13 protein-coding genes are annotated in these 13,015 nt (G+C 74.1%); 5 read left to right on the top strand and 8 right to left on the bottom strand.

Features of this window, described 5'->3' with window-relative positions; genetic code table 11:
- The first annotated feature begins 23 nt into the window (after positions 1 to 23).
- Genes QRY02_RS15220 through QRY02_RS15230 form a run of 3 tightly spaced genes read left to right on the top strand, consistent with a single transcriptional unit; the run spans position 24 to position 4,114 of the window.
- Positions 24 to 2,357: a glycosyl transferase gene (locus tag QRY02_RS15220; RefSeq protein WP_285992169.1), complete on the top strand. Its 2,334-nt coding sequence runs from the start codon at positions 24 to 26 to the stop codon at positions 2,355 to 2,357.
- 9 nt (positions 2,358 to 2,366) lie between these two features.
- Positions 2,367 to 3,371 (top strand): GlxA family transcriptional regulator, encoded by a 1,005-nt coding sequence (locus QRY02_RS15225; RefSeq protein ID WP_285992170.1) that lies wholly within the window; start codon positions 2,367 to 2,369, stop codon positions 3,369 to 3,371.
- A complete protein-coding gene (locus QRY02_RS15230) occupies positions 3,368 to 4,114 on the top strand; it encodes a DJ-1/PfpI family protein (RefSeq protein WP_285992171.1) in 747 nt (248 codons plus the stop codon). The genes QRY02_RS15225 and QRY02_RS15230 overlap by 4 nt, the downstream gene beginning before the upstream one ends.
- 34 nt (positions 4,115 to 4,148) lie before the next feature.
- On the opposite strand, the gene QRY02_RS15235 is transcribed toward QRY02_RS15230, so the two are convergent.
- The 6 genes from QRY02_RS15235 to QRY02_RS15260 form a co-directional block, all read right to left on the bottom strand.
- Positions 4,149 to 5,300 carry an LLM class flavin-dependent oxidoreductase gene (locus QRY02_RS15235; protein WP_285992172.1) on the bottom strand — a complete coding sequence of 384 codons (1,152 nt, stop codon included), beginning with the start codon at positions 5,298 to 5,300 and terminating at the stop codon, positions 4,149 to 4,151.
- The gene (locus tag QRY02_RS15240; protein WP_285992173.1) at positions 5,297 to 6,307 is read right to left on the bottom strand and encodes an ABC transporter substrate-binding protein; all 1,011 of its coding nucleotides are present in this window, start codon (positions 6,305 to 6,307) and stop codon (positions 5,297 to 5,299) included. Before QRY02_RS15240 ends, QRY02_RS15235 begins: the two co-directional genes overlap by 4 nt.
- The gene (locus QRY02_RS15245) at positions 6,294 to 6,998 is read right to left on the bottom strand and encodes an ABC transporter ATP-binding protein (RefSeq protein WP_285992174.1); all 705 of its coding nucleotides are present in this window, start codon (positions 6,996 to 6,998) and stop codon (positions 6,294 to 6,296) included. The genes QRY02_RS15240 and QRY02_RS15245 overlap by 14 nt, the downstream gene beginning before the upstream one ends.
- Positions 6,983 to 7,798, bottom strand: coding sequence for an ABC transporter permease (locus QRY02_RS15250; RefSeq protein ID WP_285992175.1), 816 nt, complete (start codon positions 7,796 to 7,798; stop codon positions 6,983 to 6,985). The genes QRY02_RS15245 and QRY02_RS15250 overlap by 16 nt, the downstream gene beginning before the upstream one ends.
- Before the next feature lie 126 nt (positions 7,799 to 7,924).
- The gene (locus tag QRY02_RS15255) at positions 7,925 to 8,635 is read right to left on the bottom strand and encodes an MBL fold metallo-hydrolase (protein WP_285992176.1); all 711 of its coding nucleotides are present in this window, start codon (positions 8,633 to 8,635) and stop codon (positions 7,925 to 7,927) included.
- A gap of 10 nt (positions 8,636 to 8,645) precedes the next feature.
- Complete coding sequence (locus tag QRY02_RS15260; RefSeq protein ID WP_285992177.1) at positions 8,646 to 9,527, bottom strand: LysR family transcriptional regulator; 882 nt, start codon at positions 9,525 to 9,527, stop codon at positions 8,646 to 8,648.
- 98 nt (positions 9,528 to 9,625) lie between these two features.
- On the opposite strand from QRY02_RS15260, the gene QRY02_RS15265 reads away from it, so the two are divergent.
- Positions 9,626 to 10,240 (top strand): dihydrofolate reductase family protein, encoded by a 615-nt coding sequence (locus QRY02_RS15265; protein WP_285992178.1) that lies wholly within the window; start codon positions 9,626 to 9,628, stop codon positions 10,238 to 10,240.
- On the opposite strand, the gene srmL is transcribed toward QRY02_RS15265, so the two are convergent.
- Both srmL and QRY02_RS15275 read right to left on the bottom strand, forming a co-directional pair.
- Positions 10,209 to 11,345 carry a PheS-related mystery ligase SrmL gene (gene srmL / locus QRY02_RS15270; RefSeq protein WP_285992179.1) on the bottom strand — a complete coding sequence of 379 codons (1,137 nt, stop codon included), beginning with the start codon at positions 11,343 to 11,345 and terminating at the stop codon, positions 10,209 to 10,211. The genes QRY02_RS15265 and srmL overlap by 32 nt on opposite strands.
- A 233-nt stretch (positions 11,346 to 11,578) precedes the next feature.
- Positions 11,579 to 12,091, bottom strand: a complete 513-nt coding sequence (locus QRY02_RS15275) for a DinB family protein (protein WP_285992180.1) — start codon at positions 12,089 to 12,091, stop codon at positions 11,579 to 11,581.
- Between the two features lie 44 nt (positions 12,092 to 12,135).
- On the opposite strand from QRY02_RS15275, the gene QRY02_RS15280 reads away from it, so the two are divergent.
- A complete protein-coding gene (locus tag QRY02_RS15280; protein ID WP_285992181.1) occupies positions 12,136 to 12,996 on the top strand; it encodes a DMT family protein in 861 nt (286 codons plus the stop codon).
- Positions 12,997 to 13,015: the final 19 nt, after the last annotated feature.

Raw genomic sequence — 13,015 nt, forward strand, 5'->3', positions numbered from 1 at the left:
CACCACCCGCTACGATCCGTGCAATGGTCCAGCACCGCCCGGTCCCCGCCGCGCACCGGTTGCTGTCGCTCGACATCGTGCTCGCGCTGCTGGCGCTGGCCGGCGGGCTGCGCGTGCTCTACCTGGCCGCCCCCGAGCCGGCCCTGCCCACGGAGGCGGCCACGGTCGCCCACGCCTACGCACTCGGCACGCTGACGTCGTTCGCCGACGCGGGCGGCGCCGGGGCGAGCCCGTTCGGCTGGCTGCAGCTGGCGGCGGCCACGATGGTCTCGGACGCGTTCGGCCGCTCGGCCACGGCGCTGGCCGCGGTCCGCGAGACCGTGCTGGCCGCGGCGCTCGTGGGCGCGGTACTGACGTGGGTCCTGGCGCGTCGCCTGGGCCTGACCCGCTGGGCGTCGGCGGCGGCGGTGCTGCTCCTCGCGGCGTCCCCGCTGGCGCTCGGGGTGCAGCGGCTGGTCGTCGTGGAGCACCTGGCGGTGGCCTGGGCGCTGGGGGCACTGGTCCTGATCACCCGCCCGGGCGCCCGCATCCGCCACGACACGGCGGCGGCGGGGTGCCTGCTGGCGGCGGTGCTCACGTCCCCGTTGGCGCTGTTCTTCCTGCCCGCGGCGGGCTGGTTGCTGGCGCGCCGCGCACCGGTGCGCGCGGCATGGGTGGCGGTGTTGCTGAACCTGGGCCTGGGCATCGCGTTCGGCCCGGCGGCGGCGGTCCTCCGCCCCCACCTGGCGGCGGCGACCCGCCCATCGGTGGCCGACTGGGCGGCGCTGGACCCGGCGTGGGTGGCGCTGTCGGCGGCGGCGCTCTTGGCGGGACTGGCGGTCAAGAAGGTGCGGCCACTGGCGGCGACGGGGGTGCTGCTCGCGGCAACACTGCTGGTGCCGAGCGTGCCGTCGACCGCCGTGCTGGCGCTGTTGCTGCCGGTGACACCGTTGCTGCTGGCGGCAATCGCCCAGGCAGCGACCCGGCGGCGCTCGGAGCCTCGCCACGCAAGCACGCACGGAAGCACGAGCGGCCGCCCCCGGCCCGAACCGGCCGGCGCCACCCGCACCGCCATCCCGTGGCCCTTCCCCGCACACCACGGCCGCCGCCTCCGCCGCCGGACCGAAGCCGCCGCCCGGATGCACGCGAGCCACCGATCCAGCACCGAAACCGCACCGGCCGACCCGCACCCCACCTGCCAGCACCGCGGCAACACCGACCACGGCTGGACCGAAACCCCACCAGGCGACCCCACCCCCAACCCCAACCCGCACCCCACCCGCAACACCGGCCGCCGCCGGACCGAAGCCGTCGACCCCGTCAGCCCGCACCCCACCCGCACCCACCGCCGCGACACCGACCACCACCGGACCGAAGCCGAACGAACCGAACCCACCCACACCGCCGACCCGCACCCCACCCGCACGCACCGCCGCGACACCGGCCGCCGCCGGACCGAAGCCGAACGAACCGAACCCGTCGACCCCGTCAGCCCGCACCCCGGCCGCATCGGCCACCGCCGTACCGAAACCGCACCCACCGAACCCGCCACCCTCCACCCCGCCGCCTCGCACCCCGGCCGCACCGCTCGCCGCCGGGTCGTGGCCGGGGTTGCCGGTGGGGTGCTCGCCGCGGCACTTGCCGTCAGCTGGGGTGGCGGGTACCCCGCCCTCCGGGCGACCGTCGATCGCGGGGGGCCGCTCGCCTCCGCACGGGATTGGCTGCGCGGCAACGCTTCCGGGTCGCGGCTGCTCGTCGATGACGCCGCCTGGGCCGAACTCGCGAACGCCGGCTGGCCGACCGGCCTGCTCGCGCCGCCCGCCGCCTGCTCCGTCACCTGCCCGCCCGCCGAGTGGGGCGTCTTCGGCAGGGACGAAACCACCCTCCGGACCCACTACCCGGCCCTGGACGGCGCCTTCGCCGGTGCCGGCGCGACCGCCGTGTTCGGCTCCGGTAACACCCGGGTCACCGTCTGGCGGCTCGGGCTCCCGCCGGCCGATCCCGCCGCGCCGCCGGAAGCTCCGGTCCGGGCCCACGCCGGCGAAGCCCTGACCGCGTCGGCCCGGATCGCGCTGAGCTCCGAAGCCGCCGCCGTGCTGCGCGAAGGCTGTGCCGACCCGCGGCTCATCGCGACGATCGCCGCGCTCGCCGCCATCCAGCCCGTGGGGGTCGCCGCCTTTCCCGAGGTCCCCGGCGAGGACGCCGCCGGGCAGCCGCGCCGCCGGGTCCTGCTCACCGGCCGCGAAGACGGCACCACCGCCTTCTACACCGGCCAGCGCGACCTCTTCCGCCCGGCCTCGGTCGTCCGCACCGCCGGCGGCGTGCTCGTCACCTACCCGCTGTTCGCGCCACCCGGCCTCCTCCCGCTGACTCGGTAGATTCGGGTCATGGGGCCGGAACGGCGGGTCGTCATCGCCGCCTACGACCAGGTGCAGATCCTCGACGTGGCCTGCCCGAGCGGCGCGCTGGAACTGGCGAACTCGCACGGCGCCGCGCCGCCGTACCGGGTCGAGCTGGCCACCGTGTCCGGGCAGGGCGCCCGCAGCTCGGCGGGGATCGTGCTCGCCGGCGCCCGGCGGCTGGCCGCGATCACCGGGCCACTGGACACGCTGATGGTCGTGGGCGGGGCGGGGACGCGCGCGGCCGTCCTGGACGAGCCGCTGCTGGCCCAGATCCGCCGCCTCGCCGGGCGGAGCCGCCGGATCGCCTCGGTGTGCACGGGCACGTTCGTGCTCGCCGCGGCCGGGTTGCTCGACGGGCGGCGGGTCACCACGCACTGGGGCTACGGCGAACTGCTCGCGGCCGCGTTCCCCGCCGTGACCGTCGATCCCGCGCCGCTGTACCTGCGCGACGGCAACGTCTACACCTCGGCCGGGGTCACCAGCGCGCTCGACCTGACCCTCGCGCTCGTCGAAGACGACCACGGCCCGACGCTGGCCCGCGAAGTCGCCCGCGAGCTCGTGACCTACCTGCACCGCCCCGCCGACCAGGCCCAGATCAGCATGTTCCTCGCCGCGCCGTCGCCGGGGAACCGGACCGTGCGGGACCTGCTCGGGTACATCGCCGGCCACCTGGACGCGGACCTGAGCCCGCCGGCGCTGGCGGCCAGGGCGGGGGTCACGGCACGGCACCTGGCCCGGCTGTTCGCCACCCACGTCGGCACCACCCCGGCCCGTGCGGTGCGCACCGTGCGCACCGAAGCCGCCGCGTACCTGGTGCGGGGCAGCGAACTGCCGCTCGCCGCCGTCGCCCGCCGGTGCGGGTTCGGCTCGGCCGAGACGCTGCGGCAGGCGTTCCTCGACCACTACGGCGTCACCGGGGACACGCTTCGCAGGATGACGGACATCCCGCGGCTCCCGGGCGCGGCGGCTGTCCAGACTCCGGGGGCATGACCACCACACAGACGAGCCGCCGGACCGTGCTGGGCGGGCTGGCCGCGGCGCTGGCGCTCCCGGCCACGACCGGCACCGCGGCCGCCGGAGGCCGGCCCGGCCCGAAGATCGGCATCCTGCTCTACGACGGCTTCAGCCTGCTCGACCCGACCGGTCCGGCGGAACTGCTGTCCCGGCTCCCGGGCGCGACGGTCACCATGATCGGCGAGCGCCGCGGCCCGGTGCGCACCGACACCGGGCGGACGGCCGTCTTCGCCGACCGCGCGGTGTCCGAAGTGGACCGCCTCGACGTCCTGCTGGTGCCCGGCGCGGGCAACCGCGGCACGGTCGCGGCGATGGGCAACCCGGTGCTGCTGGACTGGATCCGCCGCGTCGACCGCCACACGACCTGGACGACGTCGGTGTGCACCGGCGCCCTGATCCTCGGGGCGGCCGGCCTGCTGCGCGAGCGGGCCACCACGTACTGGGCGTCGGCGGACTACCTGGAAGCCACGTTCGGCGTCGAGTACGTGCCGGAGCGGTACGTGCAGGTCGGCAAGGTGATCACCGCGGCGGGTGTCTCGGCGGGCATCGACCTGGCCCTGTTCCTGGCCGCCGAGCTGGCCGGCGAGGAGGTCGCCCGCGCGGTCCAGCTGGCCGTCGAGTACGACCCGCGGCCGCCGTTCGACTCGGGCGACGCGGCGGCGGCGAGCCCGCAGCTCAAGGAGCTGGCGTTGCGGCTGCTCGCCGAATCACAGAAGTAGCGCCGGTGGTGCGGGGTGCCACCCCGCACCACCGCTACAGCGCGGCGACGTTGCGCTCCGGGTGCGCCGGCCGGTGCAGGGCCGGGACATCGGCCAGCAGGCCGCGCCGGGCCAGTTCCGGCCGGACGCCGTCGCCGAACCAGTACGCCTCTTCCAGGTGCGGGTAGCCCGACAGCACGAACTCCGTGACGCCGATCGAGTGGTACTCCTCGATCAGGTCCGCGACCTCCTCGTGGCTGCCGACCAGCGCGGTTCCCGCACCGCCGCGGACGAGGCCGACGCCCGCCCACAGGTTCGGGTGGATCTCCAGCCCGCGGACGCCGCCGCCGGTCCGGCCACCGTGCAGCGCCACCATCCGCTGCTGGCCCACCGACTCGCTCGCGGCCAGCTGCGCCTGCGCCTTCGCGACCTGTTCCGGGCTGAGCGCGTCGAGCAGCTTCTGCGCCTCCGCCCAGGCCTCGGCCGAGGTGTCGCGCGAGATCGTGTGCAGCCGGACCCCGAACCGGATCGGCCGGTCCCCGGCCAGCGCCCGCACTTTGCCGATCTTCTCGGCGACCTGGGCGGGCGGCTCGCCCCAGGTCAGGTAGACGTCGGCGTGCCGGGCCGCGACCGGCAGCGCGGCCGGTGACGAGCCGCCGAAGTAGATCGGCGGCACCGGGTCCGGCGCGGCGAGGGTCGTCGCGCCTTCGACCCGCAGGTGCTCGCCTTCGAAGCTGAACGGCTCGCCGGACCAGACCCCGCGCACGATGGTCAGGAACTCGTCCGTGCGGGCGTACCGGGCGTCGTGGTCGTGCCAGTCGCCGAAGCGGCGCTGCTCGACCGCGTCGCCGCCGGTGACGATGTTGAGCAGCACCCGGCCGCCCGAGAGTCTTTGGAAAGTCCCCGCCATCTGCGCGGCCAGGGTCGGTGAGATGACGCCGGGCCGGAAGGCGACCAGGAACTTGAGCCGGGTCGTCTCCCGGATCAGCGCGGCCGTGGTGAGCCAGGCGTCCTCGCACCACGTGCCGGTCGGCGTCAGGACGCCCTCGAAACCCTGCCGCTCGGCGGCGCGGGCGACCTGGGCCAGGTAGTCCAGATCCGGGTCGCGCTGGGCGGCCGGGCCCGCGGACCGGTTGGCGTGGAAGCGTTCCACGATCGTGCGGCCGTCCCCGCTGGTGGGCAGGAACCAGTGCAGCCTGATGCTCATCCGTTGCTCCTCGCCTGGTCCAGGTCGGGACCGAACCGCCGGTCGACGAAGGCGGCGAAGTCCACCTTGCCCGGCAGCGTCTTCTCGTCGGTGAAGGCGTCCGCGAGCTGCTGTTCGGACGCCACCACGGAGTCGTCGAGCACGATCGGCAGGTCGCGGCCCGCTTCGACGGCCTTCCGCGCGACCTCGAGCTTCAGCCCGGTCTCCGTGGCCCACGCCTGCGCCCACTCTTCGCGGTGCGTGTCGGCCCACTTCTGCGCCTTGACCACGCGCACCGCGAAGTCGCGCAACGCGGAGTTCTTGCCGGGGTCGCCGAGCGCCGCCGCGCTCGCGGTCAGGAAGCCCAGGCCGTTCGACGCGCCCCGGCCGTCGGCCAGCACCCGCGCGTGGGCCTCGATCTGCGCCTGCGCGGTGTAGGGGTCCCAGATCGCCCAGGCGTCGATGGTGCGTTGCGTGAACGCCGCGTACGCCTCGGACGGCTGCAGGAAGCTCAGCTTGACGTCCTTGGTGGACAATCCGTTGTTGTGCAGCGTGTTCAGCAGCTGCCCGTGCGCCGAGGTGCCCTTGGCGACGCCGATCGTCTTGCCCTTGAGCGAAGCGACGTTCTGCAGCGGCGAGTCCGGCGGCACGAGCACGGCTTCCCGCTCGACGTTGCTGCGCGACACGCTGATCACCTTGATCTTCGCCTTCGCGGCGGCCGCGAAGATCGGCGGCGTGTTGCCGACGCGCCCGGCGTCGATCGCGCCGGCCGAGGCGGCTTCGAGCAGCGGCGGGCCCGACGTGAACGTCGCCCACTCGATCTTGTACGGCGTCCCCTGCAGCAGGTTCGCCGCGGTGAGCAGGGATTTCACGCCGCCTTTCTGGTCGCCCACCTTGAGCGTCACCTTCGCCAGGTCGGCCGCGCTCACCGCGGCCGGCACCGCGGTGGGGCCGTCGCCGGTCGCCGTGCCGCACGCGGACACGGCGAGAGCGGCCGCAACGGCCAGTATTCCCTTACGCCACAGCATCTTCGGTCACTCCCAGGTCGGCCAGCACGCGGCGGCGGAGGTCGTCGTGATCGGCGGCTTCGCCCGGCCGGTGCGCGGCCACGATCCGGCCGCCGTCGAGCACCAGGACGCGGTCGGCGAGCCGCAGGGCCTCGTCGACGTCGTGGGTCACCAGCAGCACGCCCGGCCGGTGCCGCCGCCAGAGGTCCTGGACCAGGCCGTGCATGGAGATCCGGGTGAGCGCGTCCAGGGCACCGAAGGGCTCGTCGAGCAGCAGCAGATCGGGTTCGCGGACCAGCGCGCGGGCCAGCGAGACGCGCTGGGCCTCGCCGCCGGACAGGGTGAGCGGCCAGTCGTCGGCGTGCTCGGCCAGGTGCACTTCGGCCAGCGCTTTCTCGGCCAGGGCCCGGTTGCGTGACTTCGCGACGCCGTCCTGGCGCAGGCCGAGGACGACGTTGCGCCAGACCTTCCGCCACGGCAGCAGTCTCGGCTGCTGGAACGCGACCGAAACCGTCCCGGTGACTTCCACGCCGCCTTCGACGTCGGAATCCAGACCGGCGAGCACCCGCAGGAGCGTCGACTTGCCGGACCCGCTGCGGCCGAGCAGGGCGACGAACTCGCCGCGCTCGACGGTCAGGTCGAGTCCGGACAGGACGGTCCGGTCGCCGAACCGCTTGGTGAGGCCGCGGACCTCGGCTACCGGGTTCGCCACCGCAGCACCTTCCGTTCGAGCAGCCGGACCAGCGCGTCGGTGACCAGGCCGAGCAGGGCGTACAGGACCAGCCCGACGACCACGACGTCGGTGCGCAGGAATTCGCGGGCGTTGTTGATGAGGTAGCCGACCCCGGCGTCGGCGTTGACCGTCTCGCCGACGATCAGCGCGAGCCAGGCGAGGCCGAGCGACTGCCGCAACCCGACGAGCGCCTGCGGCAGCGCGCCGGGCAGGACGACGTGCCAGAGCCGTTCCGCGTGGCTGAACCCGAGCGCCCGCGAGGCTTCGACGAGGGCCGGGTCGGCGCCGCGGATTCCCGAGTGAACGTTGAGGTAGAGCGGGAAGGCCACGCCGAGCGCGACCAGCACGATCTTCGTCTCCTCGCCGATGCCGAACCACAGGATGAACAGCGGGATCAGGCCGAGGAACGGCAGGGTGCGCAGCATCTGCACCGGCGGGTCGACCAGGGCTTCGCCCCAGCGGGACAGGCCGGAGACGATGCCGAGCAGGACGCCGGCGACCGCGCCGAGCGCGAAACCGGCGCCGACCCGGCCGAGCGAAACGGCGAAGGCGTCACCGAGTTCGCCGCTGCGCGCGGCTTCGACGCCGGCCTGCACGACCGTCCACGGGGAACTGAGCTTGTCGGGCGGCAGGACGCCGGTGGCGCTGGCGATCTGCCAGGCCGCGAGGAGCACCACCGGGCTGATCCAGCGTTTGAGATCGGGCCGCCGCACGGCCTTGCGCGGCGGCCGGTCGGCGGAGCGGGCGCGCGGAAGCACGCCCGTGGTGGAAATCGACACGGATTTCTCCCGGGGACGGGGACGTTCTCGGATTGCGTGGTCCCGACCATCCGGGGAGTGGGAGCCGAAGTCAATCGGCGCCCACTCCGTGAACGCCCCGCGTTTCACCCCGTGGAACGACTTGGCTCAGCCGCCGAACATGACCTTCCATTCGTCGAGCGAGCGCGGCCGGTAGACGAAGTTGGTGCGCTTCACCTCCGACAGCGCGGCCGACGGCTCGGCCGAGTACTGGTGGCCGGGGTGGACGACCGGGTCGCCGGGCAGGCCGGCGAGCGCCTGCAGGCTGCGGTAGATCTCTTCGGCGTCGCCGCCCGGGAAGTCGGTGCGGCCACAGCCTTCCAGGAAGAGCGTGTCACCGGAGACGAGCTTGTCCTCGACCAGGAAGCACTGGCTGCCCGGCGTGTGCCCGGGCGTGTGCAGCAGCCGGATGGGAATGGCCCCGACCTCGAGGACGTCGTCGTGGTCGTGCGCGCGCAGGTCGCTGCCGGACACGCCGGTGACCCGCCGGACCCACTCGGTCTCGGCGCCGTTGACGTGGATCGGCACCTGCTCGACGGCGAGCAGCTCGGCGATCCCGGGCAGGGAGAAGCCGAGCATCTCGCCGCCGACGTGGTCGGGGTGGTGGTGGGTCGCCAGCACGCCGGTGAGCCGCATCCCATCCTGCTCCAGGACGTCGAGCAGGTCCCGCACGGCGTAGGCCGGGTCGACGATGACGGCGTCCCCGGTCTCGCGGTCCCCGATCAGGTAGGCGAAGTTCGCCATCTGCGTCGCGACGGGGTCGCCGACGGCGAAGTCACGCCCGGCGAGCAGCTGCCGGAAATAGAGCCGATCAGTCATGCCGGACACCCTACGGTTCGCGCCGCGCCGGTGCGGCGGCCCGGGCGAGGGCGGCCAGGACGGCGGCCACCGCGGGCGGGTCCGGTGGGTCGCCGTAGGTGGCCGCGTGGATGCGGCGGTGGACGCCCGGCAGTTCGGTGGTGTGGATGCCGGGACGGCGGTGGGCTTCCAGCGCGAGCCCGGGGAGGATGGCGACACCGAGCCCGGCGGCCACCAAGGACTGCACGACGACCATGTCGTCGCTGAGCGAGCCGAGGCGCGGGCTGAAACCCGCCCCCGCGCAGACGGCGGTCAGCTCTGCCCGGCACCGGTCGCACCCGCCGATCCAGGCCGAGTCGTGGTGGTCGGCCAGGCTGTCGTCCGGGCGTCGGCTGATCAGGTGGATCGGGTCGTCGGCGAGGTGGCGGAAGCGGAATCCTTCCTCCTCCAGCGGGGCGCCGGCGTGCTGGAAGACGAGGGCGGCGTCGATTTCGCCGCGGCGCAGCATGTCCAGCGCTTCGACCGGATGCCGGTCGACCAGGCACAGCTCCAGCCTCGGGTGGGCCTGCGCCAGCGACGCCGCCGCTCTCGGCAGGAGGGTGCTCAGCGTGGACGCGTTGGCGGCCAGCCGGACGCGCCCGGCCCGCAAGCCGACCTGCGCGGCCAGCTCTTCGGCCGCCGCGTCCACGCGTCCGGCGATTTCGGCGGCACGGCCGGCCAGCAGGCGGCCTTCCGGCGTCAGGCGGATCCCGCGGCCGGCCCGCTGCACGAGCCGGGCGCCGGTGGCCGCTTCCAGGCGGGCCAGGTGGTGGCTCACCGACGGCTGCGAATAGTGGAGCTCCCGGGCCGCTTCGGTCACCGAGCCGTGCCGAGCCACCGCGGCCAGGACCTTGAGCTGCACCAGGTTCAGCATTCATCGAGAATATCAATGCGTTACCGGCTCGATTGGCATTGGACGTCATGTGGGGGTCCGGTCCATGCTGAGCCGGAACCCTCGAGAAAGGCACCACGATGACCACCGGAACGGTGACCTGCGACCTCACGATCACCCTCGACGGCTACGCGGCCGGGCACCACCAGACCGAGCAGCGCCCGTTCGGCGACGACGGCGGCGACGGCTGGGGCGACAAACTGCACGCCTGGTACGGCGAAGGCCGCGAGGCGCACCCGGCGGAGTTCGACCGGATGCTGACGGCCAAGGCGTTCATCATGGGGCGCAACATGTTCGGTCCGGTGCGGGGCGAGTGGGACCGGCCGTGGACGGGCTGGTGGGGCGACGAACCGCCCTACCACGGCCCGGTCTTCGTGCTCACCCACCACCCGCGCGAGCCGCAGCCGATGGCGGGCGGCACCACGTTCCACTTCGTCACCGACGGCATCGAGGCCGCGATGGCCCGCGCCCGCGAAGCGGCCGGCGACGGCGGGATCTCCGTCCACGGCGGCCCGACCACGGTCAACCGGTACCTCGCCGCGGGCCTGATCGACGAGGTGCGGCTGCACGTCGCGCCGTACACGCTCGGCGATGGCGTACGGCTGTTCGACGGCGTCCCGCCGTTGAACCTGGAGCAGGTGGACTCGCGGGCGACGGCCTCGGTCACGCACCTGCGGTATCGGGTGCTTCGGTGAGTTCCCCCGCGCCGGCCCACTGGTGGACGCTCCCCCGGTGCAGGGCGGCGTAGGCCCGGTCTCTGAGGACGTTCGCCTCGGCATCGGACAGCGTCCGGTCCAGGGGTCTGAGCACCAGGCGCACCAGGAGGTTCTTCTGGTCGGGGTGGGCGCCCAGCCGGGCTCGCGCCTGCGGTGGGAGCCGGGCGCACGGCGTCTCCTGCCGGATCTCGACCGCCTCGACGACACCGGCGTCTTCGCCGAGGGCGTCGCGGACGCGGTCGCCGAGGTCCTCGGCCCGGTCGTGGGCGTCGACGGCGATCGAGAGGTCACGGCGCACCGGCGGGAGGGCGGAGACCGGGCGGTAGGGCGCGAGGTCGGTCATCTGGGCGGCGACCGCCGGGTCGGCTTCGCGCAGCAGCCGGATGTCCGGGATGCCCTTCCGCAGCATCAGCACCCGGTCGAGGCCCAGGCCGAGGGCGAGCCCGGACCAGCCGTCCCCGAGCCCGGCCCGCGCGAGGACGGCGGGGTGGGCGAGCCCGCACTCGGCGATTTCCACCCACGCACCCCCGTGTTCGACGTCCAGCTGCGCACCGTCCACTGTGTACGGGTGGCGGCGGGGTTCGAGGCGGTGCTCGCGGTCGGGGACGAGGGCGGCGACCATCTCCTCGAGGTCGGCGCGGGTGGTGGGGCCGCGGGTGATCCGCCAGAGGTCGAGCTGGTGCGGCGTGCCGCTGTGCAGCCGGTCGATGCTGTCCCGGCGGTAGACGACGCCCGGGCAGACGAGCAGGACGTCCTCGGCGGGGTCCGCGGCCAAGGCCCGCAGCGCGGCGGGGATCATCGCGGTGGAGTGGCTGCGCAGGACGTGCCGTCCGTCGACGTACCGGGTGTAGCGGGCGTCGCGAGTGACGTCGGCGGGGTGGTAGCCGAGGTGGTCGTAGTTGTCGGCGACGGTGACGATGCGCTCGCCAGGGCTCCACCGGACAGCACAGGACCAGAGTGCGGCGACGGCTTCGACGGCTTGGTCGACGACGAGCTGGATGGCGTGCGGCCCGGCGGCGGGATCGGTGAGATCACGGACGGCGAGGTCGCGGGCCAGCTGGGCGGGGGTGAGTGGTTCGGGCATGACGGAACCTCCGGGCTCGGGACGGCTGGGGATGGTTCCCCCTGGCCCGGGCACCCGGCGTCGGTTCAGGCTGCGGACATGGCACCGGAACCCCGCTGGCGCCCGGAACGGGCCAGGGGGCCGGTAAATCGGCGGTACTCCGCAACGACGGCCACGAATCCAGGGTAGCGGTGCTTGTCACCCGCTTTTCCGCGCCGAAGCCCCACGAGCCGAGCCGCCGGCTCACCTCTGCGTCACTCGCCCACCTCCCCGTCCGCCAGCTCGCGCAGCACGTCCAGGTGCCCGACGTGCCGCGCCGTCTCCTGCACCACGTGGGCCAGCACCCACCGCACGGTGAACTCCGATCGCCGCCTCGTGCGGTCGTCCGGGCCCAGGCCGCTCAGCGCCTTCTCCACCCGGGCCCACTCCGCCTTGTACGCCGCCACCACCGATGCCGGGGTGTCCTCCGGAGCCACGTCCCAGCTCGGGTCCGGGCTGCCCGCCCACAGCGACGGCAGATCCGCTCCGCCCGCCTCGATCGACAGCCACCAGCGCTCCACCGCCGTCAGATGCTTCAGCACGCCCAGCGCGCTCATCCGCGGCGAAGCCGGCAGTGGCGTCGCCGCGGCCTGCGGCAACGACAGCCCCGCCAGCTTGTTCACCGCCGTCGCGCGGAGGAACTGCAGGAAGTCCAGCAGCAGACGCAGCTCGTCATTCGCCAGCGGCGCGGGCCAGTGGCGGTACGTCTTCGAACTCGTGTTCGACATGGCCGCACCGTACCTCAGTGGACCGACAAAATAGAGTGACCGGCATGTGGTGGGGACTGCTCTGCGCCCTGGGCGCGGCATGCGCGTACGGCGTGGCTTCGGTGATGCAGTCGGTCGCCGCGCGGGCCACGGACACCGGGGCCGCCGGGGTCGACCCGAAACTGCTGGTCCGCGTGCTCGGCCAGGGGAAGTTCGTGCTCGGGCTGTCCCTCGACGTCCTCGGGTTCGTCGCGCAGATCGCGGCCCTGCACGTCCTGCCGCTGTTCGTCGTGCAGGCCGCGCTCGCCGCCAGCCTCGCCGTGACCGCCGTCGCCGCGCGGTTCCTCGGCGTGCGGCTCGGCCGCCGCGAATGGGCGGCCGTCGGCGTCGTGTGCGCCGGGCTCGCCCTGCTCGGCGCCGCCGCCGAAAGCGAGGGCTCCGAACCGGTCGGGCTCGGCTTCCGGCTCGGTCTGATCGCCGCGGTCGCCGTCCTGGCCGCGGCCGGGATCGTCGCGGGCAAGGCGAACCGCCGGATCCGGACGCCGGCGCTCGGGCTCGTCGCCGGGCTGTGCTTCGGCGTCGTCGCCATCGCCGGCCGGATCATCCCCAGCCTCGCGCCGCTCGACCTGCTCACCGACCCCGCGACCTACACCGTCGCCGTCGCGGGCGGGATGGCGATGCTCTTCTACGCGACCGCGTTGCAGCGCGGGAGCGTCACCACCTCGACCGCGATGATGGTGCTCGGCGAGACGGTGTTCCCGTCGCTGGTCGGCGTGCTCGTGCTCGGTGACCGCACGCGGCCGGGCTTCGCGTTCGCCGCCGTCGCCGGGTTCACCCTCGCCGTGGTGGCCGCGCTCGCGCTGGCCCGGTTCGGCGAACCGGCGACCGAACCGCGGACCGAGACGAAGCCGACCGTGTTCCCGTAACTTCTTTACTTAGACTAGC

The organism is Amycolatopsis sp. DG1A-15b (assembly GCF_030285645.1).
GTDB lineage: Bacteria > Actinomycetota > Actinomycetes > Mycobacteriales > Pseudonocardiaceae > Amycolatopsis.